Source organism: Pelomonas baiyunensis (assembly GCF_043555935.1).
Lineage (GTDB): Bacteria > Pseudomonadota > Gammaproteobacteria > Burkholderiales > Burkholderiaceae_C > Pelomonas > Pelomonas baiyunensis.
Genome location: NZ_JBIGIB010000005.1, coordinates 242,111 through 269,110 on the forward strand (window position 1 = coordinate 242,111; position 27,000 = coordinate 269,110).

Genomic DNA, 27,000 nt, shown 5'->3' on the forward strand with positions numbered 1-27,000 from the left:
CCCCGCGCCAACACGCCCTGCTCGAAGTGAGGTTCCCATGACGATCCGTCGACGCCAACTGCTGCAGTGGGGCGCAGCCGCCGCAGCGCTCCACCCCTGGGCCCAGATGCAGGCGCTGGCCCAAAGCGCGCCCGCCGCGGGGGACTACCGCGCGCTGGTGTGTGTGTTCCTGTTCGGCGGCAACGACGGCAACAACCTGCTGGTGCCCGCCGACGCCCGCTACACCGCCTACCAGCGGGCCCGCCCCAACCTGGCGCTGGACCGCAGCACGCTGCGGCCGCTGAGCCTTTCCAACGCGAGCGGGCTGGCCCTGCACCCGGCGTTCACCGGCCTGCAGGGGCTGGTGAACACCGGCCAGGCCAGCGTCATCGCCAACACCGGCCCCCTGCTGCAGCCCACCACGCTGGCGCAGTACAACGCCCGCAGCGTGCCGTTGCCCAGCAACCTGTTCTCGCACAGCGACCAACAAGGCGCCTGGCAAAGCGGCATGCCCGAAGCGCCGCCGCGCAACGGCTGGGGCGGCCGCCTGCTGGAGCGCGCCGTGGCCGAGGGCCAGGTGAACCGGGGCTACGCGGCCATCAGCCTGTCCGGCGGCAACGTGTGGGAGGCGGGGGACAAGAGCCTGACGCCGTACCGCGTGTCGTCCAGCGGGCGTTTCGGCTTCGAGTTCTACAACCCTAACGCCCGCGCCGGCAGCGACCCGCTCTCGGCCGCCGTGGCCGCCACGCTGGCGGAGACGCGCAGCCATCCGTTCGAGCAGACCTGGCTGAACCTGATGGGGCGCAGCCTGGAGGTGCAGCGCGTGCTGGCCGGCGCGCTGGCCAGCAGCAACGTCAGCACCCCGTTCCCGGACACGGGGCTGGGCCGCCAGTTGGGCATGGCCGCGAAGCTGATTGCGGCGCGTGGCGCGCTGGGCTTGTCTCGCCAATGCTTCTTCACCTCGCTGGGCGGCTTCGACACCCACGGCGACGATCAGCTGCAGCGTCAGGCCGAGTTGTTTGCCGAAATCGACGGCGCCGTCACGGCCTTCCAGGCGGCCATGGCCAGCTTGGGCCTGGCCGACAGCGTCACGCTGTTCTCGGCCAGCGATTTCGGCCGCACGCTGGCCAGCAACGGCGCGGGCACCGACCACGGCTGGGGCAGCCATCACTTTGCCGTGGGCGGCGCGGCGCGCGGCACCAACGGCGGCAAGCTGCTGGGCCGCTTCCCGGACCTGAGCGCCAACGGGCCCGATGACGTGGGCCAGGGCGTGTGGCTGCCGTCCACCGCCACCGACCAGCTCGGCACCGAATGGGCGCGCTGGTTCGGCGCTGACGCCGCCACGCTGGACGCGGTGTGGCCGCACGGCCGCAGCTTCGATCGCGTGGCCGGCTGGGCCTGAAGCGGCAACGTTCCGTGCGCTTGGGCCTCGCTCGCCCCTTGCCTCCGTGCGCGAAGGCTCAGCGCGGAAACACCGCCTGCAGCACCTGCGCCAGCCGGGCGCCGGCGCGCAACAGCTGCTGGTGCTTGATTTGTTCCGCGCGGGGGCTGTAGCCCTCGGGAAGCACCACGCTCCAGTGGCGGTCCTGGCGCGGTGAGAAGCTCATGCCATCGAACGCCTCCCGGGCCACATCCAGCGACTCGGTGGCCCAACGCGCCGGCCAGGCCAGCGGATCGCCGCTGTGGTGGGGCAGGCGGCGCGCCGCGGCCAACCAGGCGGCATCCACGCGGGCGGGCTTGAACTTCTCGGGCACGCCGTCCCACACGCTGTGCAGCTTCACCGGGCCGAAGCCCGCGCCCACGGGCTCGCCGGGGTGGGTGTGCGCGCCGGGGGCGGAGGGCGCGGCCGGCGGGAGCGGGGCAGGCTTCGGGGCGGCCGTCACCCACAGGCTGTTGCCGCCCACGGTGTCGGAGGCGGGGTCGAAGCCTTGCTTTTCGGGGTCGACGCGCTGGCCCTGCGCGCTCAGGTACACCGCGCCCACATGCAGCGGTTGGTGGATGTCGCCCACCAGGTGCGCCACCAGCAGCAGCGCTTCGCGCGGGCTGCGCAGCTGCGGCGGCCCCGCCACGGGCTGGCCTTGCAGCACCTGCAGCGCATGGCGCAGTGCGCCGACGATGTCGTCCTCCCGCGTGCCCGCAAAGCCCAGCAGGTAGCGGCTTCGCTGCAGGGCCACGTCGGTGTAGTGCAGTTGTTTGTGGCAGCTGTCCTCGCCGGCCAGCGTGCACTGCCGGTCGTTGCGCTTCACGTAGTCCGCCATCTCGGCGATGCGCTCGGGCGTCTCCAGCGGCGCGCATTCCGCGTACTTGCCGGGGTTGGGGTAGCTGTAGCCGCGGGCCGGCGAAATGCCCTTGGCGCAATCGGCCCACACCGCGGCTTGCGGCAGCGTCATGCCGCCCAGCAGCGCGGTCACGCGCGCCTCGGCCGGCGTGCCTTGCAACAGGCCCGCCGCGATGGTGGCCACGGTCTGGTGGCCGTCCGCGCCCCAGGCGTGGGCGAGGGCCGGTAGTGAGAGACAGACGGTCAGCAGCAGGGCGCGCATGGTGGGGGCTTTCAATCGATCAAGGCCGCGATCTTGCCCGGCTGGAAATGCAGGTCAATGAAATCCGCCAACCCCTCGAACACCGCCTCCAGCGGCCGCCCCGCCTGGCCGAATAGGGCCTTCAGCACCGCGGGCTGCTCGAACAGGCCGTGGGCGTACACGCCCAGCACGCGGCCGGCCTGCCAGCCCACCGCTTCGCCGGCGCTGTTGCGCAGCGCCACGTGGGGGGCGGGCAGGCCGGCGTGCGGTTGGGTGCGGCCGTGGCGAATTTCATAGCCCGCCGCCTGCACGCCGGCCAGGGCCTGCCAGTCGCCGCTCAGGTCGCCGGCGAACTGGAACACGGCGCTGCGCAGCAGCTTCTGCGGCTCGAACACCGTCACCAGCGGCAGCAGGCCCAGGCCGGGGGCGTTGCCGTCCAGCCCGTGCGGGTCGATGAGGGCTTCGCCCAGCATTTGCAGGCCGCCGCAAATGCCCAGGATGCGGCCGCGGTGGCTGTTGATGGCGAGGTCCAGCTTCTGTGCGCGCAGCCAGGCCAGGTCGGCCGCGGTGGCCTTGCTGCCGGGCAGGATGACCCAGTCGGCCCCGGCCAGGTCGCGCGGCTCGCGGGCCCAGCTCAGGTGTACGCCGGGCAGCTGGCGCAGGGGCTGGAATTCGTCGAGGTTGGACAGCCGCGGGTAGGCCACCACGGCCACGCGCAGGCCGCTGTGGCTGCCGGTGGCGGCGTCGTCGAACACGCCGTCTTCCTCGGGCAGGCCGTGGCCGCGCCACATGGGCAGCGTGGCGATGGTGGGCACGCCGGTGAGCTGCTGCAGCTGTTCCGGCCCTGGGGCGAGCAGCCCCGCATCGCCGCGAAAACGGTTGAGCACGAAGCCGCGCACCTGGGCGCGCACGTCCTCGGGCATGAGCTGGTGCGTGCCGTAGAGGTGGGCGAAAGCGCCGCCGCGGTCGATGTCGGTCACCAGCAGGCAGGCAGCCTGGGCGTCGCGGGCGGTGCCCAGGTTCACGTAGTCGCTGGCGGCGAGGTTGATCTCGGCCGGCGAGCCCGCGCCCTCGATCACCACCACGTCGTTCTCGGCCATCAGCGCCTGCAGGGCGGCGCGCGCGTGGGGCCGCAGTTGCGCGCTGCGCTCGCGCCAGGGCATGCGAGAGAGTTCAGCGTTCACGTCGCCCAGCACCACCACCTGACTCTGCGTGTCGGCCTCGGGCTTGAGCAGCACGGGGTTCATGCGCACCTCGGGCACGCGGCGCGCGGCCAAGGCCTGGAAGTACTGGGCGCTGCCGATCTCGCCCATCGTTCCATGCAAGCCGGGCACGACGCGCGCGTTGTTGCTCATGTTCTGCGCCTTGAAGGGCGCCACCTTCAGGCCCTGGCGGGCATACCAGCGGCACAGCGCCGTGGCCAGCCAGCTTTTGCCGGCACCGCTGGTGGTGCCCAGCACCATCACGGCCTTGCCTCGGGTCATCGGGTCTCTCCTTGCATCTGCATCAGGACCTGCCGCAGCGCCTGCTGCGCGGCCGGGGTTTGGGTGGACACGCGCACCCAGCCGGGCAGGCCGAAGCTGGTGGCGTCGCGCACCGCGATGGCGTGTTCGCGCAGGCGTGCGGCCGTGTCGTGGTGGGGTGGGCGGGCCAGCCAGAACGGCGTGGTGCTGGGCAGCTGTTCCCAGCCCAGGCCGGCCAGCAGGTTGCGCTGCTGGGCCGTCCAACTGCGCAACGTGGCGCGGGCTTGGGCCAGCCAGGCCTGCGTGTCAGCGGTGAGCCAATGCGTGAGCAGGGCCACGCCCTCGGCGGACAGCACCCAGCTGGGCGCCAGCGACAGGGCCTGGGCCCACACCGCGTCGGCTTCGGGGGCGACGAGGTAGCCGGCCCGCACGCCGGTCAGCCCGAGGGCTTTGTTGGGGCACACCATCTGCCAGGCGCCGGGCGGCAGTGCCGGCGTGGCGCCGTGCAGGCGCAGCGGCTCGTACGCGCGGTCCACCACCACCAGGGCGCCGTGTGCACCGGCCTGCAGGGTGGGCCAGGTGGCCACGCTGGCGCCGGTGGGGTTGCAGGGCTCGCAGATCCACACCAGGGCGGTGGCGCTGGGGCGGATGTCCTCGGGCGACGCGTAAGCGCGCACCGCCATGCCCAGCGCCTGCGCGGCCAGCGCGTAGTCGCCAAAGCCGGGCTCGGGCGCCCACACCTCGCGGCGGCCGGTGAGGTGGGCGGCCAGGGTCAGGCGCCGAATGCCCTCGGCCCCGCCTGCGGTGGGCAGCACCCGGCGCTCGTCGCCCAGCAGGCTGCGCAAGGCGCGGTAGTGCGGGTCGGGGTAGCGGCTGCGGTCGGCCTGCATCACGGCGTTCAGCAGGGCTGGCGGTGGGCCCAGAGGGCTGGCGTTGGTGGAGAAGTCGTGCAGCACCGGCGGCCCGCCATCGGGCCCGCCGTGCACGGGCAGCCGCGGTGTCATGCCCGCAGCGCCCAGGCCAGAGTGGCCATCATCAGCGCGCCGGCCCACACCGCCTGCTGGGCCACGACACGGGCCGCGTGCAGGTCACCCGGCTGCGCGGGCAGGCCGCCGGCGTGCAGCACGTAGACCCCGGGCTTGGCCAGGCGGCGGTTGAGCCGCAGCGCCAGCGCGGCCATGGGCCAGCCGCTGTTGGGCGACGGCGTGCGGCGGGCCTCGCGCACCAACGCAGGCAGCACCGGCGGCAGCAGCAACAGCGCGGTGATGCGGGCTGGCAGCCACGAGAGTGCGTCGTCCGCCCGGGCGGCCCATTTGCCGCACCACTCGCGTGCGTCGCGGTAGCCCCACATCGCATCGGCCGTGTTGGCAAAGCGGTAAACAGCCGCCCCCGGCAGGCCGGCCAGGGCGAACCAGAACAGCGGGGCGATGACCGAGTCGTTCAGGTTCTCAGCCAGCGTTTCCAGCGCAGCTTCGCGCACCTCGGTGGCGGTGAGGGCCGAGGTGTCGCGGCTCACCAGCCGGCTTAGGCGCGCGCGGCCCGCGTCCAGCGAGAAGCCCAGCGCCGTCTCCACCGCCAGGGCTTCCTCGGCCAGCATGCGCCAGGCCAGCAGGGGCTTGAGCAGCACGCCCAGCAGCAGCCCCGCCACCAGCAGGCGCGCTGGCGAGGCCCAGGGCTGCAGGCTGTGCAGCAGCGTGCGCTCGATCCACAGCGCCAGGGCGCCGGTCAAGGCCGCGCCCAACACCCAGGCCAGGGCGCCCGCCACAAAGCCGGGCAGGGGCCGCAGCCGCGTGAGGCGAAAGGCGCCGAGGTAGCGCCCCATGCCCACCACCGGGTGCGCCCAGGTGGGCGGTTCGCCCCAGAGGCGGTCCACCACCAGGGCCATGGCCAGGGCCAGCGGCAACAGCAGCGGCATCAGCGCAGACATCCGCGTCGGGTTCCGAGGCGCTCAGCCTAGCGGCGGCAGCCGGGCCACGAGGCCGGCCTTCAGCCGCTCGGGGCGGCGGTCCCAGGCCAGCAGGCCGTGGCCCGGCTCGGCGTGTTGAGCGGCCACGTCCAGCAGGGCGTCCACACAGGCGTCGTCAGGCTGCAGCTGGCCGAACAGGTAGCTGTGCTTGCCCGGGCCCTGCAGGGCGGCGGTGCAGCTTTGCTTGCAGGCCGCCATGCAGGCCTGGCCGTGGATGGCCAGCGGCAGGTCGCGCGCCAGTGCTTCGTTCTCCACCGCCTCCAGCAGGGCCTGGCCCTGCCCGTCAGCGCAGGTCGTGCAAATGGTGAGCCTTGATTCGGCCGTTGATCGCTCGCTATGCATCGACGTCTCGTGGTTTCAATCTCTGGGTGACACGGCATAGCTCATCACGCCGATGAACACCGCTGCACGCCTGCTGGACCGGCGCTGCGGTTCGCTGGCGGCGTTGCTTCTCCTGGTGGGCACGAGCCCACGGCGTCGGCGCGCCTTGCCCGCAACCCGCCTCGCCGGCCCCTCGGGCGCGCTCAACGGCCGCATCAAGGCTGCTCAATCCTCAATCCCCCGCTGTGCCGGCACGCCGGCTTGATAGTGGTGCTTGACCAGCGTCATCTCCGTCACCGTGTCGGCCCGGTCAATTAGCTCGGCGGGCGCGCCGCGGCCGGTGAGCACCACGTGCACATGGGGCGGCCGCTCGGCCAACGCCCGGAGCACGGCGTCCAGCGGTACCCAGCCGTAGCGCAGCGGGTACATGATTTCGTCCAGCACCACCAGGAAGTGCTCGCCGCCGCGGATGGTGGCCTCGGCGCGGGCCCAGCCTTCGCGGGCCAGCTCGGCGCTGTGCTCCAGGTCCTTGCTCTTCCACGAGAAGCCGTCGCCCAGGCCGATGATGGGCACGCCCAGCTGCTCAAAGATGCGGTGCTCGCCGAAGCGGGCGCTGGGCACCTTCATGAATTGGTAGATGAGCACCGGCTTGCCGCGGCCGTGGGCGCGCAGGGCCAGGCCGAAGGCGGCCGTGCTCTTGCCTTTGCCGTCGCCGGTGTGCACCAGCACCAGGCCCCGGCGCTCGCCGGTGGGGATGACGCGTTCGCGGTGAACGGGCGGCTGTTCAATGTCCATGGTTGCCAAAGAAGGCGGCGACGGCCTCGGGGTTGGAGGGGAAGTAGTGGTGCAGGTAGCTCGCGCGCAGCGAGCCCTGCTGGTAGAGCGCCTCGGCCGTGCTGCCGCCATTCGGGTTGGTGGCGGTGGCGACGGGCGTGAGCGGCGTGTCCAGCGTCGAGTAGTGGTAGCTGTGGCCGCGCAGCGGGCCTTCCGGCCAGTCGATGGCCTGCAAGCCCAGCGCCGCCACGCGCGCCTGCAGGCGGGCCTGGCCCGGCAGCAGCCCGGCCATGGGGTGGGCCTGCCCCATCGCGTCGGTCAGCGTTTGCAGCAGGGCCAGCATGCCGCCGCACTCGGCCAGCAGCGGCTTGCCGGCGGCCACGTGGGCACGCAGGTCGGCCGCCAGCGTGGGGTGATGGCTCAGCGCCTCGGCGTGCAGTTCGGGGTAGCCGCCGGGCAGCCACAGCGCGTCGCACGCGGGCAGGGGCTGGTGCTGCACGGGCGAGAAGAACACGAGCTCGGCGCCCAGCGCTTCCAGCAGGTCGGTGTTGGCCGGGTAGATGAAGCCGAAGGCCGCGTCGCGGGCAATGGCGATGCGCCGCCCGGCCAGCGTCCGCTGCGGCGCCGGCTCGGGCTCGTGCGTGAAGGTCACGCGGGGAATGACGTGGCCGGGGTGCAGCGCGGCGTCCCAGGCATCGGCCCAGCCGTCCAGCAGCTCGTGCAGGCGCGGCAGTTCCTGGGCCTGCACCAGGCCCAGGTGGCGTTCGGGCAGGCTGAGGTGGCCCAGGCGCGGCACGGCGGCCACCAGCGGCAGGTCCGGCGGCAGGCCCTCGGCCAGCATGCGGGCGTGGGCCAGCCCGCCCACGCGGTTGGCAATCACGCCGCCGTGCTGCAGGCCGGGGCGAAAGCGTTGCAGCCCGGTGGCCAGCGCGGCGAAGGTCTGGGCCATGGCCGAGGCGTCCACCACGCAGGCCACGGGCAGGCCGAAGGCGGCGGCGAGGTCGGCACTGCTGGGGTTGCCGTCGAACAGGCCCATCACGCCTTCCACCAGGATGAGGTCGGCCTCGCGCGCCGCTTCGGCCAGCAGGGTCTGGCAGTGGGCGAAGCCGCCCATGAACAGGTCCAGCTGGTAGGCGGGGTGGCCGCTGGCACGCTCCAGCAGCATGGGGTCCAGGAAGTCCGGGCCGGTTTTGAACACCCGCACGCGTTCGCCGCGGCGGCTGTGGCTGCGGGCGATGGCGGCGGTGAGGCTGGTCTTGCCAGAGCCGGAGGACGGGGCGCTGATGAAGAGCGCAGGGCAGGCCGTGGTGTGGGAACTCATAAGGGCAAGGCCACCCAGCGACCGTCGATCTGCGCGATGTGCAGGCGCGGACCGAAGACGAGCTGGAGGGCGGCGTGGGTGTCGGGGTCGGCGGGGGCGCCGGTGTGGGCGAGGGTGCCGTGGGCCATCAGCACGAGGTGGTCGGCCTGCAGGGCCAGATGCAGCTCATGCAGCACGCTGACCACGCTGTGGCCCGCGCTCACGCGCTGACGCACCACGGCCATCCAGTCGGCCTGGTGGGGCGGGTCCAGGTGGGCGAGGGGTTCGTCCATCAGCGTGAGGGGCGCGTCCACGGCCAGCGTGCGGGCCAGCAGCACGCGCTGGCGCTCACCGCCAGACAGCGAGCCCAGGCGGCGGTCGCGCCATTCCCAGCTTTGCGTGGCCTGCATGGCGGCGTGCGCGGCGGCGCGGTCGGCGGCGGTGGGCGGCGCCAGCCACGGGCGGTGCGGCAGGCGGCCCAGCAGCACCACGTCCAGCGCGGTGAGGTCGTCGGCGCCGGTTTCCTGCTGGCCCATCCAGGCCAGGTGGCGCGCGCGTTCGCGGCTGGGCCACTGGGCCAGGGGCCGGCCGTCCAGCAGCACCTCGCCCTCGAAGGGCTGCAGGCCGGCCATCGCGCGCAGCAGCGTGGACTTGCCCGCGCCGTTGGGGCCGACGATGGCCGTCCAGCGGCCGCGAGGCAGGCGCAGGTCGATGTCGTGCACCAGGTCGCGCCCGTCGACGCGCAGGTGCCGGATGCGGGCGTGCAGGGCCGTCATTTGCGCAGCACCCCGCGGCGGTGCATCAGCAGGGTGAGGTAGGCGCCGCCCAGCAGCGCGGTCACCAGGCCCACGGGCAACTCCTGCGGGCGAATGAGCGCGCGGGCCAGCACATCGGCGGCCAGCAACAGGGCACCACCGGCGGCGGCCGACAGCAGGATCAGCCAGCCGTGCAGCATGGGGCACAGCGTGCGCACCAGGTGCGGCGCGGCCAGGCCCACGAACGCGATGATGCCGGTCTGCGCCACGGCTGCACCGGTGGCCATGGCAAACGCCAGGATCAACAGCAAGCGTGCCAGCGGCAGGCGAATGCCCAGCGACGTGGCCGTGGCTTCGCCCAGGGTCAGCGCGTCCAGCGCGGGGCTGCCCAGCCAGCCGATGGCCCCGGCCACGAGGCCGGTGGCGGCCATCACGGCCACGCTGTTCCAGCCCAGCATGCCGGTGTTGCCCAGCATGAAGGCCTGCATGGCGCGCAGGATGTCCGGCGTCCAGAGCGACACGAGGTGGGTCAGCGCGTTCAGTACCACGCCCACCACCACGCCGGCCAGCAGCAGGCGCAGGGTTTGCTCGGCGCCCCGCGCGAGCAGGAGCGTGAGGCCCACGCCGGCCAGCGTGCCGGCAAAGGCCAGGCCGGTCAGGCCGATTTCGGCCAGCAGCGAGGCATGCGCGGCCGACGCACCGGTGAAGGCCAGCGTCAGCGCCACGGCGAGCTCGGCCCCGGCGGCGCTGCCCAGCAGGTAGGGGTCGGCCAGCGGGTTGCGGAACAGCCCCTGCGAGAGGGCGCCGGCCAGGCCCAGCAGCGCGCCGGCGCACCAGGCACCCAGCGAGCGCGGCAGACGGATCTCCCACAGGATGACGGACATCGTGTCGTCGCCGAGGTCGGACCAACCCGTGCTGCCGAACAGCACGCCGGCCACGACGCCGGCCACGCCCAGGCCGAGCAGCAGGGCGAGCAGCGGAGCGGGACGCAGTGTCATGACCGTGCGGTGACGGACGGCAGGGCGGCCATCACGAGGCCTTCTCGCGCAGGCAGCGCGCCATGATCTGCGCGGCCTCGGCCATGCGCGGGCCGGGGCGGGAGAGGATGTCGCCTTCTTCGGGCTTGAACACGCAGATGCGGTTGCGGCGCACCGCGTCGATGCGGTCCCAGCCCGGGCGCTGCGGCAGGCCGTCGGCCCCACGTTGGCCCACCATGATGAGCCCGGGGTTGGCCTTCACCACGTACTCGGGGTTGATCTTGGGAAAGGGGCCGAGTTCGGCCGGGATGATGTTGCCGGTGCCCAGGCGGGCGAGCGTTTCACCCATGAAGGACGAGGTGCCGGCGGCCCAGATGCCGTTTGACACCTCGTAGTACACGCGCAGGCCGCGTGCGGCGGGGGGCACGCTGCTGGCGGCGGCGGCCACGCCGGCTTCGATGTGCCGCCACACGCGCTGGGCGTCGGGCACGCCGAGCACCTGGCCGATGACGCCCAGCACGCGCTGCACGTCGCGGTAGCTGCGCGGCTCCAGCGCCACCACGCGCAGGCCCAGCGCCCGCAGGCGGTCGCTCACGCGGGAGGACACGGCCAGCAGCACCACATCGGGCTTGAGCGCGGCGATGAGTTCGACGTTGGTGTCGTCCAGCCCGCCCAGCTTGGGCAGCGCGTTCACGCTGGCGGGGAAGTTGGAGTAGCGGTCCACACCCACCAGCCGCGGGCAGGCGCCGAGTTCGCACACGGTTTCGGTCAGCGAGGGCAGCAGGCTCACGATGCGCTGGGCCGGCGCCGGCAGCGTGGTGAGCTGGCCGAGGTCGTCGCGAATGTCCACCGCAGCGGCTGGGGCCGCGAAGGCGAGCAGCAGCAGGCCGCGCCACAGGCGTTCAATCATCACGAGGCTCCTCCACGGGGCGGGTCCAGGGCTGGCCCGCCACCATCAATGTGAGCTGGCCGCAGCGGCGGGCCACCTCCTGGTTCAGTCGGCCGAGTTCGTCCACGTAGTCGCGCACCTCGCGGCCGAGCGGGCTCACGCCCCAGCCCACTTCATTGGAGACGAACACCACGGTGGCCTGCAACTGCGGCAGGGCAGCGAGCAGCGCTTCGCGCTCGGCTTGCCAGCCGGCCCGGTCGGCCGCCCCATGCGCTGGCATCAGCCAGTTGACCAGCCACAGCGTCAGGCAGTCGACGATGACGAGCGTGTCGGCCGCGTCCACCGACTGCAAGGCGCTGCACAGCTGCAGCGGGGCTTCCACCGTGTCGAAGCCCGCCGGGCGTGTGGCCCGGTGGTGTGCGATGCGCGCGCGCATCTCGTCGTCGCCCGCGAGCGCCGTGGCCACAACGACCACGCGCCCCGGCCAGCGCAGCGCCAGGCGCTCGGCCTGGCGCGACTTGCCGCTGCGTTGCCCGCCGACGATGAGTTGGTGCGCACGCATGGCCAGGCGGCTTACAGCGCCGGGGTCCAGCGCAGGCTGGCCAGCACCGTGCGCGGCGCCGAGGCGTAGCCGTAGGCGGTGGTGGTGGCGCGGTCGAAGGCGTTGTCCAGGTTGAGCTGCAGCTTGAGGTCGCGGCTCAGCTTGTACTGCGCGTTCAGGTTCATCAGCGCGTAGCCCCCCAGGCGGCGGGTGTTGGCGGCGTTGTCGAAACGCGCGCCCGAGGCCTGCACGCCGGCGCCCATCGTCCAGTCGCCCAGCACGGTGTCGGCATTCACGCTGCCCAGGCGCTTGGCGCGGCGGGCCAGCAGCAGGCCGGTGCTGGCGTCGGTGGGCTTTTGCAGGTCCAGCGTGGCGCGCAGGTTCACCGCTGCCAGTTGCGTGGCACCGGCCAGGCTCACGCCTTGCAGCTTGGCTTCCGACACGTTCTGGTAGCAGCCGAAGGCGCTCTGGCAGCTGCCGGCAGCGCCGAAGGTGATGAGGTTGCCCACGCGGTTGCGGTAGGCCGTCAGCGACAGCTCATGCGCGCCGGCGGTGTACTTCAGACCGGCTTCGACGTTGTGGCCGTGCTCGGCCATCAGCGGCTTCACGCCGGGCTTGCTGAGGTCGGGGCCGTACACCGTGCCCTGCTGGTAGATGGTGGGCGCGCGGAAGGCATTGCCCACCGAGCCCACGACGCGCAGGCCCGGGGTGATGGCGTAACCCGCCAGCAGCGTGCCGGTGTTGACGCTGCCGAACTGGCTGTCGGCGTCGTGCCGGGCATGGGCTTGCAGGCTGAACGCGCCTTGGTTGAACAGGTAGCCGGCGCCCACGGCGTTGCGGTGGCGCTTGCCCACGCCGGCCGTGACCAGGCCGCTGTTCTGCAGTTCGTCTTCGATGCGTTCGCCCTGGAAGTTGATCTGCTGCCCCGCAGCCACGGCGTAGGAGCCGGTGAGGGCCAGGTTGCGCACCTGCGTGATGGTCAGGTAGGGCGAGGGCTGGGTTTCGTAGCGATCGCGCGACTGGCCGTAGCTCAGCTGGGTCTGCAGCGCAGGCGTCCACTGCGAAGTCCAGGCCAGGCGGCGGGCGTCGGTGTCTTGCACGGTGTGGTCGTCCACCAGCGGCTTGGACTTGGAGCCGTCGTACTGCGCGTTGGTGTGGGTGCGCAGCGCCACGAACTCGGCGCGCTGGCCCGGCGCCACTTGGGCGCCGATGCGGGCCGTGCCCTGGTACTTGTGCCAGCCGTCGCGGTCGGGCACGTAGCTGAAGGAGCCGGGGTAGTCGACGGTGGAGTTGAAGCCGTCGCTCTCTTCGATGGCGCCGGTGACCGCGAAGTCAAAGATGCCGCTGCTGCCGAACAGGCCGCCGTCAGCCTTGTGCGTGCCGAGGTTGCCCAGCGCCACGCCCAGGTCCGCGCTGATCTGGCGGCCGCCCTTGCGGGTGAAGATCTGCACCACGCCGCCCACGGCGTCCGAGCCGTAGATGGCGCTGGCCGGGCCCTTGAGCACTTCGATGCGCTCCACCTGGGCCACCGGCATGCCTTGCCAGCTGGCGCCGCCGGTGGACTGCGAGTCCATGCGCACGCCATCCACCAGCACCAGGGTGTGACGCGAGTCGGCACCGCGCAGGAACAACGAGGTGGTGGCAGCGGCGCCGCCGTTGCGAGCCATTTCGGCACAGCCGTTGTTGCGCAGCAGGTCGGCCACGCTGGCGGCGGCTTGGCGCTCGATGTCGGCGCGGGTGATGACGGTCAGGTCGGCCAGCACTTCGGCCAGGCGCTGCGGGGTGCGCGTGGCGGTGGTGACGACGGTGTCGAGCTTGTTTTGCGCGTGCGCAGAAGCGGCCAAGGCCAGGGCGGACAAGGCGAGCAGCGGCCGACGGGCCGCAGAGAAAGCGTGGGACATGAGAGAGAAACGCGAACGGACACCCAGCCCTGCTGACCCCCGCAGCGTGGCTGAAAAACGGCTGCGCGCCTTGGGCGCGGCAACCCCGTTGTTGGCCGGTATCCGGGCTGGTGGCGCGGCATTCGAGACCTTCCCAGCCCGAGGGGCCAGTGGTCGTGGATCGAACGCTGAGGCGGCAGCCTCGTCCACTTACCGTTGCGGGGACAGCTCAGGTTAGGTTTGCGGCGTGACCGCGGGCCCTCCTGATTCCCGTTGAACTGCACTGGCCGAGTGGCCGGTGCGAGCACCAACAGCGCGGGATTCTATCGACCGCGAGGCTCGGCCGCGGAGGCCGCCGGGGCCGGCTGTGGCGGCCGCGCCTTGAAAGTCTTGCCCGGCTTGACGGGCGTCAAAGGGGCTGCACTGGCGGCTTGCGCGGGTTCGGGCAACTTTTGCAGGCCCACGGCGGTGGCGCGATGGCGCCGGTCTTCGGCTTCGCTGGCGCGCCGGGCCGCGGCCAGGGCGGCGGCCTGCTTGGCTTCGGCCAGGTGGCGGCTACGGGCGGCGCGGCTGTCAGCGTCGCTGGGTTGGTCAAACGTGACGGGGCCGCCCGGCGCTTCTTGGCCGGGGCAGGGCGAGTCCCGCAGGTCGCGGCCCTCGGGGCCGCAGCGGTAGACCTGGGCCTGGCGTTGCACGGTTTGCGCGGCCAGCGGCCACGCGATCAGGGCACAGCACAGAACCAGGAGGGTCTTCATGATGAAGCCGGAGTTTGCGCGTCGGCGTCGGGCTTCGGGGGGCGCGGGGGCTTGGGCCGGGGCGGCTTGGCGTGAATTTTTGTGAGCGCCTTGTCCATTTCGCCGCGCAGCATCAGTTCGACGGCGTCGTAGCTCTTCTGGATGCAGTCTTCCACCGCCTGCCGTTCGGCCAGGGGCGGCTTGCGCAGCACGTAGCCCGCCACCTCGGCCTTGTGGCCCGGGTGGCCGATGCCCAGGCGCAGGCGCCAGAAGTCGCCGCTGCCCAGCTGGGCCTGCATGTCCTTCAGGCCGTTGTGGCCGCCGTTGCCGCCGCCTCTCTTGAACTTCATTTCGCCGGGCGGCAGGTCCAGCTCGTCGTGGATGGCCAGAATTTCCTCGGGCGCGATCTTGAAGAAGCGCGCCAGTGCAGCCACCGACTTGCCCGAGAGGTTCATGTAGGTCATGGGCTCCAGCAGCCAGATCGGGCCGCTGGCACCCGGGGCGCTGTTCACCCGCGCCACCAGCCCGTGGTAGGCCTTGTCGGGCTGCAGGCTGGCCTTGAGGCCGCGGGCCAGGCCGTCAATCCACCAGAAGCCGGCGTTGTGGCGGGTGTCTTCGTATTCAGGGCCGGGGTTGCCCAGGCCGACGAGCAGGCGAATCATGGCGCGAGATTATCCAGGGGCAGAAAAAGCAAAAGGGCCCCGGAGGGCCCTTTCGGTTGGCGCAAAGCCAGGCAGGAATTACTTCTTGCCCTTCTTGCCCTTCTTGTCGTCGGCGGCCGGAGCAGCAGCAACCACGATCTCTTCGACCTTGGGCTCGACCGGCGTGACGATGACGGGGTTCGGCTTGCCGTGCGTCACGACCTTGATGCCTTCCGGCAGCTTGATGTCGTTCACGTGCAGCGAGTGACCCTTGGTCAGGCCCGACAGGTTCACTTCGATGAACTCAGGCAGTTGCTGAGCCAGGCAGGTGATCAGCAGCTCGGTCACGACGTGGTTGACCGTGCAGTGGTCGGTCTTGACGGCCGGGGACACGTCTTCACCGATGAAGTGCAGGGGCACCTTCTTCGTGATCTTGGTCGTGCCGTCCACGCGCTGGAAGTCGCAGTGCAGGACTTGCGGCTTGTAGGGGTGCATCTGGAAGTCACGCAGCAGCACTTGCGTGGTGGCGCCGTTCAGCTCCATGTCCAGCAGCGAGCTGTGGAAGGCTTCCTTCTTCAGGGCGTGGAAGAGCGCGTTGTGATCGAGTTCGATCATCGTGGGCTCACCGGCACCGAAAACAATGCCGGGCACCTTGCCGGCCACACGCAGGCGGCGGCTCGCTCCGGTCCCCTGCAGCTTGCGCTCAAAAGCGACGAACTTCATGGTTTATCTCCAAAAGAGAAACGGCACCCGCGACCAGGTACCGTGTGAAAAAGCCGCCTTGCGACGGCCAGGGATTCCGATCAGAAGTTGTTGTTCTGTTCGGAGAAGAGGGAGGTGACCGACTCGCCGTCAGAGATGCGGCGGATGGTCTCGGCGAACAGGAAGGCCACCGACAGCTGGCGGATCTTCTTGCAGGCCTTGGCGGCGTCGGTCAGCGGGATGGTGTTGGTGATGACCACTTCGTCCAGCTGCGAACCGGCGATGCGCTCGATGGCCGGGCCCGACAGGATGGGGTGCGTGCAGTAGGCGAACACGCTCTTGGCGCCGCGGGCCTTCAGCACTTCGGCTGCCTTCACCAGCGTGCCGGCGGTGTCGATCATGTCGTCCATGATCACGCAGTTGCGGCCTTCGATCTCGCCGATGACGTGCATCACTTCCGAGACGTTGGCGGCCGGGCGGCGCTTGTCGATGATGGCCAGGTCGCAACCCAGTTGCTTGGCCAGGGCGCGGGCGCGCACCACGCCACCGACGTCCGGCGACACGACCACGAGGTCTTGGTAGTTGCGGGCCTTCAGGTCCGACAGCAGCACCGGCGAGGCGTAGATGTTGTCGACGGGGATGTCGAAGAAGCCCTGGATCTGGTCGGCGTGCAGGTCCATGGTCAGCACGCGCTCCACGCCCACGGTTTCCAGCAGGTTGGCCACGACCTTGGCCGAGATCGGCACGCGGGTCGAGCGCGGACGGCGGTCTTGGCGGGCGTAGCCGAAGTAAGGGATCACGGCGGTGATGCGGCGGGCGCTGGCGCGCTTGAGCGCGTCCACCATGATCAGCAGCTCCATCACGTTCTCGTTCGTGGGCGCGCAGGTGGGCTGCACGACGAACACGTCACGGGCGCGAACGTTTTGCTGCACCTCGACGGTGACTTCACCGTCCGAGAAACGACCGACCACGGCCTTGCCGAGCTCGAGGCCGAGATGTGCAGCGATTTCTTGGGAGAGGACCGGGTTCGCGTTGCCGGTGAAGAGAACCGTGTTGAGCAGCACTGTGAGCCTCTGGAGTCAGTGGCTCGCTGATAGCCGAGCCGGTTCAGCGAAAAACAGAAATTTGGCAGGGGAGGAAGGACTCGAACCCTCGCATGTCGGAATCAAAATCCGATGCCTTAACCAACTTGGCGACTCCCCTACACAGGACACAACAGAGCTGCTGCACCCTATAACCGTTCAGTTTGCCCAACCCGCGAGCGGGTGTCTCGACACACTGCGGCAGATTCGACCGGTCCACCCTTCGCGGCCTGAAGTTTTCAAGCCTTGAAGCAATGTCGCCAGGGACTGGTCGTCTTTGCCATCATTTCCCGAAGCGCTGAGCGTTGAGAACACGGCGGCTCCTGAGCCCGTCATCCGGGCGTTGCCAAACGTGTTGGACAACAAGCTGATCGCGTCTCGGACTTCGCTGCTGATCCATTCTGCTGCGGGTTGCAGGTCGTTGCGACCGAATCCGTTTGCGAATTTCTCTGCAGTTGTTGTCGCTGCGGGAAAGCCCATGACTATAGCGAGCTTTTCTGACCTTGCCAAGCTTTTGCTGGAAAAAATTTCTGGCGTGGACAGTCCGCCCGGGCCTTTGAGCACGGCAAAGCGCTGCTCGGGCAGTTCGATGGGGGTCAGGATTTCGCCGATGCCTTCCACGAAGGCCGGGGTGCCGCCGAGGAAAAAGGGCACGTCGGCCCCCAGGCGCAGACCCAGTTCCAGCAGGCGCGGCAGCGGCACGCGGGTGCCCCAGAGGCGGTTCAGACCGAGCAGCGTGGTGGCTGCGTCGGACGACCCCCCGCCCATGCCGGCGCCGGCGGGCAGGCGTTTTTCGAGGTGGATGTCGGCGCCGTACGTGCAGCCGGTTTCGGCCTGCAGCAGGCGGGCGGCGCGCAGGCACAGGTCGTCGGCCGGCAGGTCGCCGCCGAGCACGTCGTGCCGCACCAGGCGGCCGTCGTCGCGGCGCTCGATGTGCAGCGTGTCGGCCCAGTCGATCAGCACGAAGACGGACTCCAGCAAGTGGTAGCCGTCGTCGCGCTTGCCCACCACGTGCAGGAACAGGTTCAGCTTGGCCGGCGCGGCCAGGTCATGGAGTGCTTTCATCGCCTCCGTCCAATCGGGCGCGCAGGGTGACGACCGGGTCGGCCAGCCGGGTGGCGACCAGCGCGGGCAGGCGCGGCTCGATGCGCCAGCCCAGTTGTTCGAAGCCGCGGTCGGTGCGCTGGTGGGGCGCGGCCGGCCAGGGGCGGGCCTGCAGCCAGTCGAAGAGCGCGGCCACGGGGATGGGCTCGCCGAGCAGGTCGCGGGTCAGGTCGTCGAGGTCCGCGTAGCGGCGTTCATCGTTGGGCGTCTGCAGCAGCACCCGGCCCGGGCCCCAGTCGGCGCGGGCGACCAAGGCGCCCAGCGGCGAGGTGAGCTCCAGCCGCCCGGCCTCGGCGCCGCCGAACAGTTCGAAGCTGGCGGCGCCACCCGTGCCGCGGGTGTGAGCATCACCCGCCACCGTCACGCTGATGCGGCCGCTCAACCGTGCAGGGGCTGGGGCTGACGGGGCAGCCTGGGCGGAATCGGCCGGTGCACCCGCCGGCGCCAGGTGGGCGCAGCCGGCCAGCGTCAGGGCCGCTGCCAGCGCGCCAAATGGCGCCAGCACTCGGGACACGGCCGTCACGGCTTGACCTTCAGGCGGTCCAGCACCTCACGCACGGCTTCGTTGCCGGGGTCTTTGCGCGCGGCGTCGGCCAGCAGTCGCCGGGCTTCGTCTTGCCCGCCGGTGGCCCACAGCACTTCGGCCAGGTGCGCGGCGATCTCGGCGTCCGGGCGGGCGTTGTGGGCCTGGCGCAGCAGGCGGGCGGCTTCGGTCAGGTTGCCCAGGCGGAACTCCACCCAGCCCAGGCTGTCGACGATGAAGGGCTCGCCGGGGGCGAGCTTGAGCGCCTGCTCGATGAGCTGCTTGGCTTCGGGCAGGCGCAGGTTGCGCTCGGCCAGCGAATAGCCCAGCGCGTTGTAGGCGTGGTGATAGTCGGGCTTGAGTTCGATGACCTTGCGCAGCTGGGTTTCCATCTCCTCGAAGCGGCCGGCCTTCTCGCTCATCATGGCCTGCTCGTACAGCAGGTCGGTGTCGCTCGGGAAGCGCTGCACTGCGCCCTTGAGCACTTGCAGGGCCACGGCGTATTGGCGGTGCTCGCGCAGCAGCTGGGCTTCGGCCAGCAGGGCCTGGCGGGCCTGCGCGTCGGAAGCGTCCTGCGGCGCCTGCAGCAGCTTGCGGGCGTCGTTCAGCTTGTTCTGGCGGGCCAGCAGGCTGGCGCGGCGGTAGCGCACCTCGATGCTGTTGTCGTCGAGCTTTTGCAGGGCGGCTTCGGCGGCCTTGAGGTCGCCACGCTGCTCGGCGGCTTGCGACAGCATCAGCCAGGCTTGGCGGCGCCCGTCGCTGCGCGCCTTGATGTCTTCCTCCGAGCCGGCGGCCGGGGTGTCCAGCCGCTTCAGGCTTTCGCGCAGCGCGGTCTCGGCGGCGGCGGTGTGCTTGAGCTCCAGTTCGATGGCCCCGAGCGCCAGCCACGGCGCCGGGTTGTCGGGCGTGGTCTGGGTCAGCGTGCGGAACTCGCGGGCGGCCTCCACCGGGCGCTGAGCTTGCAGCAGCGCGCGACCGTAGGCCTGGCGCAAGCCGTGCCGGTCGGGCTGCTGTTGCAGTCGTTCAGCAATCAGCGCCTCGGCCTGGGGTTCGGTGGGCAGCAGGTCGATGGCGAGTTGCAGGGCGTCATCGCCCTCGGGGGCCAACTGATGGAGTTCCTGCGTGAGCGTCCAGGCACGGGCGTTCTGGCCCGCGTTCAGCGCCAGTCGGGCTTCGGTGTAGGCCGCGGCCGGGCGCAAGGCGCCGGTCTGTGCGCGCAGCACCGGGCCCAGGGCGGCCAGCACGGCTTTGGGGTCCGGCGCGCGCTGGAACAGGCGCGGCAGCGGCAGGATGAAGCCGGCCTTCTGCGACGCGGGCGCGATGCGCAGCAGGGCGGTCAAGGGCTGGGGCACTTCCGCGGGCTTGTTCATCAAGGCCAGCAGTTGCACCACACTTTGCAGCGCCTCGGTGGAGGTGGGCACGGTGTCGGCCCAGGCGCGGGCCGCCAGCAGCGCCTGGTCGCCGGCGCGGGCCTGGATCGCGATGTTGACGACGCGCTTGAACAGCGTCTCGTCCGCCGTGCGGCGTGCGGCGTCCAACAGCACCTGGAAGGCCACGCCGACCTCGCCGTTCTGCAGCTCGATCTCGCCGATGAGCAGTTGGTAAAACAGGGGCGCATCCATCGCCGAGTTGACGATGGGTTCAGCAGGGCTGGCGGCAGGGGCGCTGTCTTGGGCGTGGGCTTGCAGGGCTGCCGCCGCAAGGGCGGTGGCGGTGATCACGCGGCGCAGGGGCAAGGGCATTCGGACTCCGGAAATGCAGGGCCTGATTATGATTTCCGGCCCATGCCCGAGTTGCCCGAAGTCGAAGTCACGCGCCGCAGCTTTGCCGGCGCCATCCACGGGGCCCGTGTCACCGGGCTGCGCCTGGGAAAACCGCTGCGTTGGCCCTTGGGCGCCGACCCCGAAACGCTGCTGAACCGGGTGGTCGGCGAGGTGCAAAGACGCGGTAAATATTTGTGGCTGCCGCTGCAAGACGCCGGCGGGCTGCTGATGCACCTGGGCATGTCGGGCTCGCTGGCGTTCCTGGCGGACACCCCGGCTGCCGGGCCGCACGACCATTTCGACCTGCACACTGACCGCGGCCTGCTGCGGCTGACCGACCCGCGTCGTTTCGGCGCGGTGGTGTGGTCTGCCGGGCTGGACGCGGCGCCGGCCTCGACCCTGCTGGCCGGCCTGGGGCTGGAGCCTTTCGACCCCCGCTTCGACGGTGAGCACCTGCACGCCGCGCTCAGCGGGCGGCGGGTGTCCATCAAGCAGGCTTTGCTGGCGGGCGACATCGTTGTGGGAGCCGGCAACATTTATGCGTGCGAGGCACTGTTCCGGGCGGGCATCGACCCCCGACTGCCGGCCGGCAAGCTGAGCCGGCCCCGCGCCCAGCGGCTGGCCACGGCGGTGCGCGAGGTGCTGGGGCAGGCCCTGGCGGCCGGCGGCACCACGCTGCGCGACTTTCGAGACGCGCACGGCGTGGCGGGCAGCTTCCAGATGCAAGCCCAGGTCTACGGCCGCGAGGGCGAGCCCTGCCGGCACTGCGGCGCGGCGATCCGGCGGTTGGTGCAGGGCCAGCGTTCCACGTTTTTTTGCCCCACATGCCAGAAGCGTTGATCCAAGATTTCGGCCGCACGGTGGTGGCCTGGCAGCGCCAGCATGGGCGCCACACCCTGCCGTGGCAAAACACGCGCGACCCGTACCGCGTGTGGCTGTCAGAAATCATGCTGCAGCAGACCCAGGTCAGCACGGTGCTGGGCTACTACGAGCGCTTTCTCGCCCGCTGGCCGGCGGTGACCGACCTGGCCGCCGCCACCTTGGACGAGGTGCTGGCCCAGTGGGCCGGGTTGGGCTACTACAGCCGGGCGCGCAACCTGCACGCCTGCGCCCGTGCGGTGGCCGAACTGCACGGCGGGCAGTTCCCCAGCACCGCGGCAGGCTTGCAGACGCTGCCGGGCATCGGCCGCTCCACGGCTGCCGCCATCGCGGCGTTCTGCTTCGGAGAGCGCGTGGCCATCCTGGACGGCAACGTCAAGCGCGTCCTCGGCCGGGTGCTGGCCTTCGACGGGGACCTGGCCAGCAGCGCCGCCGAGAAGCGGCTGTGGGACCGGGCCACCGAGTTGCTGCCCGCCGAGGCGGTGGACCGCTACACCCAGGGGCTGATGGACCTGGGTGCGACCGTGTGCACGCCGCGCAGCCCGAACTGCCTGCTGTGCCCCGTGCAGTCGCTGTGTGCTGCGCAGCAGGGCGGCGACCCGACACGGTTTCCGATCAAGACCCGCAAGCTCAAGCGCAGCCGGCGCGAGAACTGGTGGTTGTGGCTCGAGCGTGAGGGCCGGGTCTTGCTGCAGCAGCGCCCAGCGCAGGGCGTGTGGGCGGGGCTGTGGAGCCTGCCGATGTTCGACGACGAAGCCACGGCGCGCGCGGCGGCAGCCGGGGCGGCGCTGGAGCCCATGCCGCGCATCGAACACGCGTTGACGCACTTCGACTGGGTGCTGCACACCTTGCGCGGCGCCGCAGTCCCCACCGTGCTCGAAGGCACCTGGGTGGCCTGGGGTGAGTTGCCGCAATACGCGCTGCCGGCTCCGCTGAAAAAACTGCTGACGGGCGCTGCCTGACACGGCCCTTTCAGCGAGCCTCGCTAGGGGCTCGAAATGACCCGCGACGCATCCGGGCGACAGCGGCCTTGCGAGAAAGCTGTCGCTGCGCAGTCTGCACGCTCCGGCGCATTGCCGTGGGCAGGTGGACGAGGCACCATGGGCTGCACAACAAATGGGGACAGCCGTGGATGCCTTGAAGAATCTGCGCGTTGGTGCGCGCCTGGGCCTTGCGTTTTTCATCCTGCTGGCGCTGCTGGTGGCCATGGCCGGCGTGGGGGCTTTGCTGACCCGCAACATCAATCAGCACGCCGAGTACTACCCCGAAAACATCCTGCCGTCCTTGCGAGCGATCCACGAGATCGACGGGGGCATTTCGGATGCGCGCCGGCTGGAGCAACAGCACATCCTGACCGACGACGACAAGGAAAAGAAGTCCTTGGGCGCGCGCATTGCCAAGGGGCGCGAGAACGTGGCGCGGCTGTTGCAGAGCTACGAGGCGCTGGCGTCTGACGACGAAGACCGCGCCTTCTTGAAGAAGACGCGTGAGGGTTTTGCGGCCTACCAGCAGGTGCAGGACAAAGTGCTCAAGGCCTCCGAAGAAAGCGCCGCGGACCCCACCCAGGGCACGGCCGCCAAGGAGATGACCTTCGGCGCGGGCCGGGCGGCCTTCACGCCCTTGCGTGAAGCCGTGAGTCAGTGGTGGGCCTACAACGAGAAGGTGGCGGCTGCGGCCACCGCATCGGCAGCGAGCGCCTACCACCGCGTGCTGTGGACCTTCATGCTGGCCTCGCTGGTCGCCTTGGCGATCGGCATTGCCGCTGCGGTGGTGATCACCCGGTCCATCACGCGGCCGGTGCGGCTGGCTTCGGCGGCCGTGAAGGCGGTGGCCAGTGGCGACCTGACCCAACGCCTGCACAGCGAAACCCGTGATGAGCTGGGCCAGTTGCTGGACATGCTGGACGAGATGACCCAGAACCTCGCGGGCATGGTGTCGGGCGTGCGGCAGGGCTGCGATCAGCTCAACGTGGCGGCCGCTGAAATCGCCCAGGGCAACGCCGACCTCTCGGCCCGCACCGAGAGCCAGGCCTCCAGCCTGGAAGAAACGGCGGCGTCGGTCGAGCAGATGGCGGCGCAGATCAAGGCCACGGCGGACAACGCCCGACAGGCCGATCAGCTGGCCAATCACGCCTCCGAGGTGGCCGGCGCAGGCGGTGTGGCCGTGGGTGAGGTGGTGAACACCATGGATGCCATCTCCACCGCCAGCCGCAAGATCCACGACATCATCGGCACCATCGACGGCATTGCCTTCCAGACCAACATCCTGGCGCTGAATGCGGCGGTGGAAGCCGCGCGGGCCGGCGAGCAGGGCCGTGGCTTTGCGGTGGTGGCCGGCGAGGTGCGCCTGCTGGCCCAGCGCAGCGCCGAGGCGGCCAAGGAGATCAAGAGCCTGATTGGCGACAGCGTCACCAAGGTGGAGAACGGCAGCACGCAGGTGCTGTCGGCCCGCGAAACCATCGGGCAGATGGTGAACGAGGTGCGCAAGGTGACCGACCTGGTGGCCGAGATCACGGTGTCCAGCCGGGAGCAAAGCGAAGGCGTTGGGCAGATCAATGCCGCCGTGAGCCAGCTGGATCAAGCCACGCAGCAGAACGCAGCGCTGGTGGAGCAGACCGCTGCAGCGGCCGAGAGCATGCGCATGCAAACGGCCAAGCTGTCCGAAGCGGTGGCGGCTTTCCGCGTGGACGGATCGATGGGCGCTGGGGCGTCTGACGTGGGCGCGTCAGCCCGGCGTTCAGCCCCCAAGGCGGGCGGTGCCGCAGCGTCCCGCAAGCCGATGAGCGCCGCCGCCTCGCCTCGCGCCAAATCGTCCGCGCCGAAGCCCGCCCCGACGCCTGCCCCGGCCGCAAAGGCTGAGCCTGCGGTGTCAGCCGCGGCGCCCAGGCCGGCACCTGCACCTGCGCCAGCGGGCGCCGAGGGCGACTGGGAAACCTTCTAAAACAGCTGGGCGAGCCGCTGCACGGCGGCCTCGGCCTGGGCGCGGTCCGGGCGCAGGTCGGCGCTGCCGAAATCGTGCGCGCCCGTGGCCGCCACCAGGAGGCCATCGCGGCGCGGCAAGGCGACGCAGTTCTGGCCGCGGTAGATCACCGCATAGTCCACCTCCGGCTGCGGAATGAGCCGCGCTGTCTGCCCACGCACCGGCGTCATGTGGACGTCTGCGTACAGCGTGCGCGCAGCGTCGCCCGTGCAATTCACGACGGTGCGTTCGGCAACGGTCGTCAGTTCTTTGCCGTCGCGGAAGGTGCGGGGCACCCATTCGCCGCCCTCGCGCAAAAAGTCTTCCCACAGCAGCCGCTGGTAGGCCGGAATGTTGAACACCATCTGCGTGAAGCGGCGCACGGCGCGGGTGCCGAACGGGTGCTCGCCCGCGGGCACCGGCTCGCTGCCCGGGCGCAGGTGGGCCAGGCGGTCTTGCAGGTCGGGGTAGTCGGGCTCCGGCGTTTGGCCGTAGTGCGGCAGCGGGCTGTCGAAGTCTTGATCGGCCACCACATACCCGTCGTGCCAACTCACGGGCGCGGAGGGCAGCCCCAGATAGCTCTGGTGCACGCGAAACGAGGCGCGGGCCATGGCTTCCCACCCGGCGGCCCAGCGTTGCGTGGCGTGTTCGGTGGTGACGATGCGGGAGTCGGGGGTCCACAGCCCCGTGGCAGCGCTGGAGTGCACCTGCGGCGGGCGGGCTTGGGCGTAGAGCCGCACCTTCAAACCCGCCTGTTGGGCGGTGCGCGCGGTCGTCAGGCCGATGGCCCCGCAGCCCACCACGGCGATGCGCTCGCCGGGCCGCACGCCGCTGGCTGCCACCAGGCCCATCGCCGCCTGGGCCGAGCCCCACGACAGCGACCAGCCGCTGCCGCCATGGCCGTAGTGGTGCACCAGCGCCTTGCTGCCGTGTCGCTCCAGCGCCAGGCGTGGCCCCGCGGCGCGAAACGGCCGGATGCCCACCGCGATGTCCACGATGCGATCCACCTCCGCGCGGATGGGGAAGGGTGCGGGGCGGTTGGCGAAATTCAGCGCATGGCTCCGCAGCGCCAGCCCCCCTGCACTGGCGATGAGCAGGTGGCGGCGGTTCACGACGCCTGGCGGGCCAGTTGCTTGCGAATCAGCGCAGCGTCGCGCAGGCGTTGGGCCGAGCCGTCGGCGTCCAGCAGCACCACGGTCACCGGGCGCTTGCCGTTGAGGATGCGCATGGCCAGGCAGCGGCCGGCTTCCTCGGTGTAGCCGGTCTTGGAGATGCGGATGTCCCAGCCCTTGGCGCCCACTAGGCGGTTGGTGTTGCGGATCTCGCGCTGGCGGCCGTCCACCGGCACCTGGGTCTTCTTGGTGCTGGTGATGCGCTCGATCTCGGCGTAACGCGCCGCCGCTGCGGTGATGGTGGCCATCTCGGTGGCGGTGGACGTGTTGGCGGGCGACAGGCCCGTGGGGTCGGTGATGGCGGTGCGCTTCAGGCCCAGGGCCTGGATCTTGGTGCGCATGGCCTTCACGAAGCCGGCCTCACCGCCCGGGAAGGTGCGCGCCAGCGCGGCGGCGGCGCGGTTTTCGCTTTCCATCAAAGCCATTTCCAGCGCGGCTTGGCGGCTCATCTGCGTGCCCACCTTCACGCGGGAGCGGCTGTGCTTGAGGGTGTCCACATCGTCGTTGGTGATGCGCAGCTTCTCGTTCGGGTCGAGCTTGGCGTCCAGCACCACCATGGCCGTCAGCAGCTTGGTGAGCGAGGCAATCGGCACCACGGCGTCGGGGTCGCGGGCCATCAGCACCTTGCCGGTGGCGTCATCCACCACCACCACGTGCTTGGCGTTCACCGGCAGGCGCAGCGGCTGGCCGGCCGGCGCCTCGGCCGGGGCGGGTGTGGCGGCGGCGGTGGCCGCAGGCGTGTCGGCCGTGCGGGGTGTGTCTTTGGTTTTGGCCTGCACCACGAAGCTGGTGGCGGCAATCAAGAGGGCGGGCAGGGCCAGCTTCCAGCCGGTGGCCTGGGGGCGCGGGGCGAGCAGGCGCTCGACGCGGGCGAGCAGGTCACCGCCGCGGGCGGCTTGGGCGAGAGGGGGCGTCATGTGGGGAACATCCAGTTCAGAAAGGGCATGCAGGGCCAGCGCCAGGCGACGCGAGTCGCCCAGGGCTTCGGCAGAAATTTCGTCGGCCACGAGCTCACGCTCCGCACGCATGCGGGCCGAGAGCCACCAGACCACCGGGTGAAAAAAGAGCAGGGCCTCCACCGCGCTTTGCAGCAGGTTGGCGAGGTAGTCCCAACGGCGCACGTGGGCCAGTTCGTGGGCCAGCAGCGCTTCCAGCAAGTCGGGCGGCAGGCGCGTCAGCAGCGCGGCGGGCACCAGCACGCAGGGGCGCCAGCTGCCCAGCACCATGGGGGTGGCGATGTTGGCCAGCAGGCGCAAGGGCACCGGGCGCTTCAGCCCCAGCGACTGCGCCAGCGCGTCCAGCCGCTGCTGCCACGCCGCCGGTGCGGGCGTGCTGCGCCGGCGGGCGCGCGCCACCCACACCAGGCCCAGGCCCAAGCGCGCCAGCATCAGCGCCGCGCCGCCGGCCCAGGCGCCCACCAACGCGGGCAGTTGCTCGGTCAGGGCCAGCCAGGCGCCGTCGGTGGCGTGGGCCACATCGGCTGCGTCGGCCGGGGTGCCCAGGTCCAGGCAGGCCCACAGCGGCAGGGCCAGGCACAGGGCGAGCCCCAGGCCGCACACGGCATAGCGCCAGCGCGCGGAGGCGCCCCGCAGCAGGGCCAGCAGCACGGCTGTCACCGCGCCGATCACGGCCCCCTGCCAAATGAAGTTCAGCAGCGCCCAACCCCAGGCGTACAGCAGCGGATCGAGGTTCATGCGTCGTCCCGCCCTTGCGCCAGCAGGCGCTGAATTTCGGCGCGCTCGCTGGCGCTGACATGGTTTTTCAGCGCCGCCAGCACCAGGGCCTTGCCCGAGCCGGCAAAGGCCTTGGCGATGAAGTCCTTCACCAACGATTGCTGCAGCTTGTCTTGCGCCTGCACCGGGGCGTACACCTGCGGCCGCTGGCTTTCGTCGCGCGTGAGCAGGCCTTTGCCGTGCATCACCTGCAGCTGGCGCAGCACGGTGGCGTAGGTGGCGTCGGGCCGTTCGTCCAGCAGCGCCTCGTGCACGGCCTTGGCGTCGGCCGGGCCCAGGCGCCACAGCACCTGCAGCAGGTCGAGCTCGGCCGCCGTGGGCTTGGTGACAGGGGTGGAGGGCATG

26 protein-coding genes, 1 tRNA gene and 1 riboswitch are annotated in these 27,000 nt (G+C 70.9%); of the genes, 4 read left to right on the forward strand and 23 right to left on the reverse strand.

Annotated features, from left to right (window positions below):
• Positions 1–37 precede the first annotated feature (37 nt).
• A complete protein-coding gene (locus tag ACG01O_RS17940; RefSeq protein WP_394386725.1) occupies positions 38–1,381 on the forward strand; it encodes a DUF1501 domain-containing protein in 1,344 nt (447 codons plus the stop codon).
• A 58-nt stretch (positions 1,382–1,439) separates the two neighbouring features.
• On the opposite strand, the gene ACG01O_RS17945 is transcribed toward ACG01O_RS17940, so the two are convergent.
• The 20 genes from ACG01O_RS17945 to ACG01O_RS18040 form a co-directional block, all read right to left on the reverse strand.
• Positions 1,440–2,519 (reverse strand): S1/P1 nuclease, encoded by a 1,080-nt coding sequence (locus tag ACG01O_RS17945; RefSeq protein ID WP_394386727.1) that lies wholly within the window; start codon positions 2,517–2,519, stop codon positions 1,440–1,442.
• A gap of 11 nt (positions 2,520–2,530) precedes the next feature.
• On the reverse strand, positions 2,531–3,982 hold the full coding sequence (locus ACG01O_RS17950; RefSeq protein WP_394386728.1) for a cobyric acid synthase: 1,452 nt from the start codon (positions 3,980–3,982) through the stop codon (positions 2,531–2,533).
• Positions 3,979–4,965, reverse strand: a complete 987-nt coding sequence (locus ACG01O_RS17955) for a pyridoxal phosphate-dependent aminotransferase (RefSeq protein WP_394386730.1) — start codon at positions 4,963–4,965, stop codon at positions 3,979–3,981. The genes ACG01O_RS17950 and ACG01O_RS17955 overlap by 4 nt, the downstream gene beginning before the upstream one ends.
• A complete protein-coding gene (gene cbiB, locus ACG01O_RS17960; protein ID WP_394386732.1) occupies positions 4,962–5,888 on the reverse strand; it encodes an adenosylcobinamide-phosphate synthase CbiB in 927 nt (308 codons plus the stop codon). Before cbiB ends, ACG01O_RS17955 begins: the two co-directional genes overlap by 4 nt.
• A 21-nt stretch (positions 5,889–5,909) precedes the next feature.
• Complete coding sequence (locus ACG01O_RS17965) at positions 5,910–6,269, reverse strand: DUF1636 family protein (RefSeq protein ID WP_394386734.1); 360 nt, start codon at positions 6,267–6,269, stop codon at positions 5,910–5,912.
• 204 nt (positions 6,270–6,473) lie between these two features.
• Positions 6,474–7,043, reverse strand: a complete 570-nt coding sequence (gene cobO / locus ACG01O_RS17970; RefSeq protein ID WP_394386736.1) for a cob(I)yrinic acid a,c-diamide adenosyltransferase — start codon at positions 7,041–7,043, stop codon at positions 6,474–6,476.
• A complete protein-coding gene (locus tag ACG01O_RS17975) occupies positions 7,033–8,343 on the reverse strand; it encodes a cobyrinic acid a,c-diamide synthase CobB (RefSeq protein ID WP_394386738.1) in 1,311 nt (436 codons plus the stop codon). The genes cobO and ACG01O_RS17975 overlap by 11 nt, the downstream gene beginning before the upstream one ends.
• Positions 8,340–9,098, reverse strand: a complete 759-nt coding sequence (locus ACG01O_RS17980; RefSeq protein WP_394386740.1) for an ABC transporter ATP-binding protein — start codon at positions 9,096–9,098, stop codon at positions 8,340–8,342. Before ACG01O_RS17980 ends, ACG01O_RS17975 begins: the two co-directional genes overlap by 4 nt.
• Positions 9,095–10,075, reverse strand: coding sequence for a FecCD family ABC transporter permease (locus ACG01O_RS17985; protein WP_394386742.1), 981 nt, complete (start codon positions 10,073–10,075; stop codon positions 9,095–9,097). The genes ACG01O_RS17980 and ACG01O_RS17985 overlap by 4 nt, the downstream gene beginning before the upstream one ends.
• A gap of 31 nt (positions 10,076–10,106) precedes the next feature.
• Complete coding sequence (locus tag ACG01O_RS17990) at positions 10,107–10,964, reverse strand: ABC transporter substrate-binding protein (RefSeq protein ID WP_394386744.1); 858 nt, start codon at positions 10,962–10,964, stop codon at positions 10,107–10,109.
• Positions 10,957–11,505 (reverse strand): bifunctional adenosylcobinamide kinase/adenosylcobinamide-phosphate guanylyltransferase, encoded by a 549-nt coding sequence (cobU, locus tag ACG01O_RS17995; RefSeq protein WP_394386746.1) that lies wholly within the window; start codon positions 11,503–11,505, stop codon positions 10,957–10,959. The genes ACG01O_RS17990 and cobU overlap by 8 nt, the downstream gene beginning before the upstream one ends.
• Positions 11,506–11,516: 11 nt before the next feature.
• Positions 11,517–13,385: a TonB-dependent receptor domain-containing protein gene (locus ACG01O_RS18000; protein WP_394386748.1), complete on the reverse strand. Its 1,869-nt coding sequence runs from the start codon at positions 13,383–13,385 to the stop codon at positions 11,517–11,519.
• A gap of 76 nt (positions 13,386–13,461) precedes the next feature.
• Positions 13,462–13,691, reverse strand: a riboswitch (cobalamin riboswitch).
• Positions 13,688–14,119 (reverse strand): hypothetical protein, encoded by a 432-nt coding sequence (locus tag ACG01O_RS18005; RefSeq protein ID WP_394386750.1) that lies wholly within the window; start codon positions 14,117–14,119, stop codon positions 13,688–13,690. It overlaps the preceding riboswitch by 4 nt.
• A complete protein-coding gene (pth, locus tag ACG01O_RS18010) occupies positions 14,116–14,760 on the reverse strand; it encodes an aminoacyl-tRNA hydrolase (protein ID WP_394386752.1) in 645 nt (214 codons plus the stop codon). The genes ACG01O_RS18005 and pth overlap by 4 nt, the downstream gene beginning before the upstream one ends.
• 78 nt (positions 14,761–14,838) lie before the next feature.
• Entirely contained in the window at positions 14,839–15,462 is a 624-nt protein-coding gene (locus ACG01O_RS18015) for a 50S ribosomal protein L25/general stress protein Ctc (RefSeq protein WP_394386754.1), read from the reverse strand.
• Between the two features lie 80 nt (positions 15,463–15,542).
• Positions 15,543–16,505: a ribose-phosphate pyrophosphokinase gene (locus ACG01O_RS18020; protein ID WP_394386756.1), complete on the reverse strand. Its 963-nt coding sequence runs from the start codon at positions 16,503–16,505 to the stop codon at positions 15,543–15,545.
• 62 nt (positions 16,506–16,567) lie between these two features.
• Positions 16,568–16,644 (reverse strand) — tRNA-Gln (locus tag ACG01O_RS18025).
• 38 nt (positions 16,645–16,682) lie between these two features.
• On the reverse strand, positions 16,683–17,588 hold the full coding sequence (ispE, locus tag ACG01O_RS18030) for a 4-(cytidine 5'-diphospho)-2-C-methyl-D-erythritol kinase (RefSeq protein WP_394386758.1): 906 nt from the start codon (positions 17,586–17,588) through the stop codon (positions 16,683–16,685).
• A complete protein-coding gene (locus tag ACG01O_RS18035; protein ID WP_394386760.1) occupies positions 17,572–18,150 on the reverse strand; it encodes a lipoprotein insertase outer membrane protein LolB in 579 nt (192 codons plus the stop codon). Before ACG01O_RS18035 ends, ispE begins: the two co-directional genes overlap by 17 nt.
• Positions 18,147–19,892, reverse strand: a complete 1,746-nt coding sequence (locus tag ACG01O_RS18040; RefSeq protein WP_394386762.1) for a tetratricopeptide repeat protein — start codon at positions 19,890–19,892, stop codon at positions 18,147–18,149. The genes ACG01O_RS18035 and ACG01O_RS18040 overlap by 4 nt, the downstream gene beginning before the upstream one ends.
• 42 nt (positions 19,893–19,934) lie before the next feature.
• On the opposite strand from ACG01O_RS18040, the gene mutM reads away from it, so the two are divergent.
• The 3 genes from mutM (at position 19,935) to ACG01O_RS18055 (ending at position 23,732) form a co-directional block, all read left to right on the forward strand.
• Positions 19,935–20,753 carry a bifunctional DNA-formamidopyrimidine glycosylase/DNA-(apurinic or apyrimidinic site) lyase gene (mutM, locus tag ACG01O_RS18045; protein ID WP_394386764.1) on the forward strand — a complete coding sequence of 273 codons (819 nt, stop codon included), beginning with the start codon at positions 19,935–19,937 and terminating at the stop codon, positions 20,751–20,753.
• Positions 20,738–21,754: an A/G-specific adenine glycosylase gene (gene mutY / locus ACG01O_RS18050; RefSeq protein WP_394386766.1), complete on the forward strand. Its 1,017-nt coding sequence runs from the start codon at positions 20,738–20,740 to the stop codon at positions 21,752–21,754. The genes mutM and mutY overlap by 16 nt, the downstream gene beginning before the upstream one ends.
• A gap of 166 nt (positions 21,755–21,920) precedes the next feature.
• Positions 21,921–23,732: a methyl-accepting chemotaxis protein gene (locus ACG01O_RS18055; RefSeq protein ID WP_394386768.1), complete on the forward strand. Its 1,812-nt coding sequence runs from the start codon at positions 21,921–21,923 to the stop codon at positions 23,730–23,732.
• On the opposite strand, the gene ACG01O_RS18060 is transcribed toward ACG01O_RS18055, so the two are convergent.
• Genes ACG01O_RS18060 through ACG01O_RS18070 form a run of 3 tightly spaced genes read right to left on the reverse strand, consistent with a single transcriptional unit; the run spans position 23,729 to position 26,999 of the window.
• Positions 23,729–24,862, reverse strand: coding sequence for an FAD-dependent oxidoreductase (locus tag ACG01O_RS18060; RefSeq protein ID WP_394386770.1), 1,134 nt, complete (start codon positions 24,860–24,862; stop codon positions 23,729–23,731). The genes ACG01O_RS18055 and ACG01O_RS18060 overlap by 4 nt on opposite strands.
• Positions 24,859–26,616: a M56 family metallopeptidase gene (locus ACG01O_RS18065; RefSeq protein ID WP_394386772.1), complete on the reverse strand. Its 1,758-nt coding sequence runs from the start codon at positions 26,614–26,616 to the stop codon at positions 24,859–24,861. The genes ACG01O_RS18060 and ACG01O_RS18065 overlap by 4 nt, the downstream gene beginning before the upstream one ends.
• Positions 26,613–26,999 carry a BlaI/MecI/CopY family transcriptional regulator gene (locus ACG01O_RS18070; protein WP_394386774.1) on the reverse strand — a complete coding sequence of 129 codons (387 nt, stop codon included), beginning with the start codon at positions 26,997–26,999 and terminating at the stop codon, positions 26,613–26,615. The genes ACG01O_RS18065 and ACG01O_RS18070 overlap by 4 nt, the downstream gene beginning before the upstream one ends.
• Between the last annotated feature and the right edge of the window lies 1 nt (position 27,000).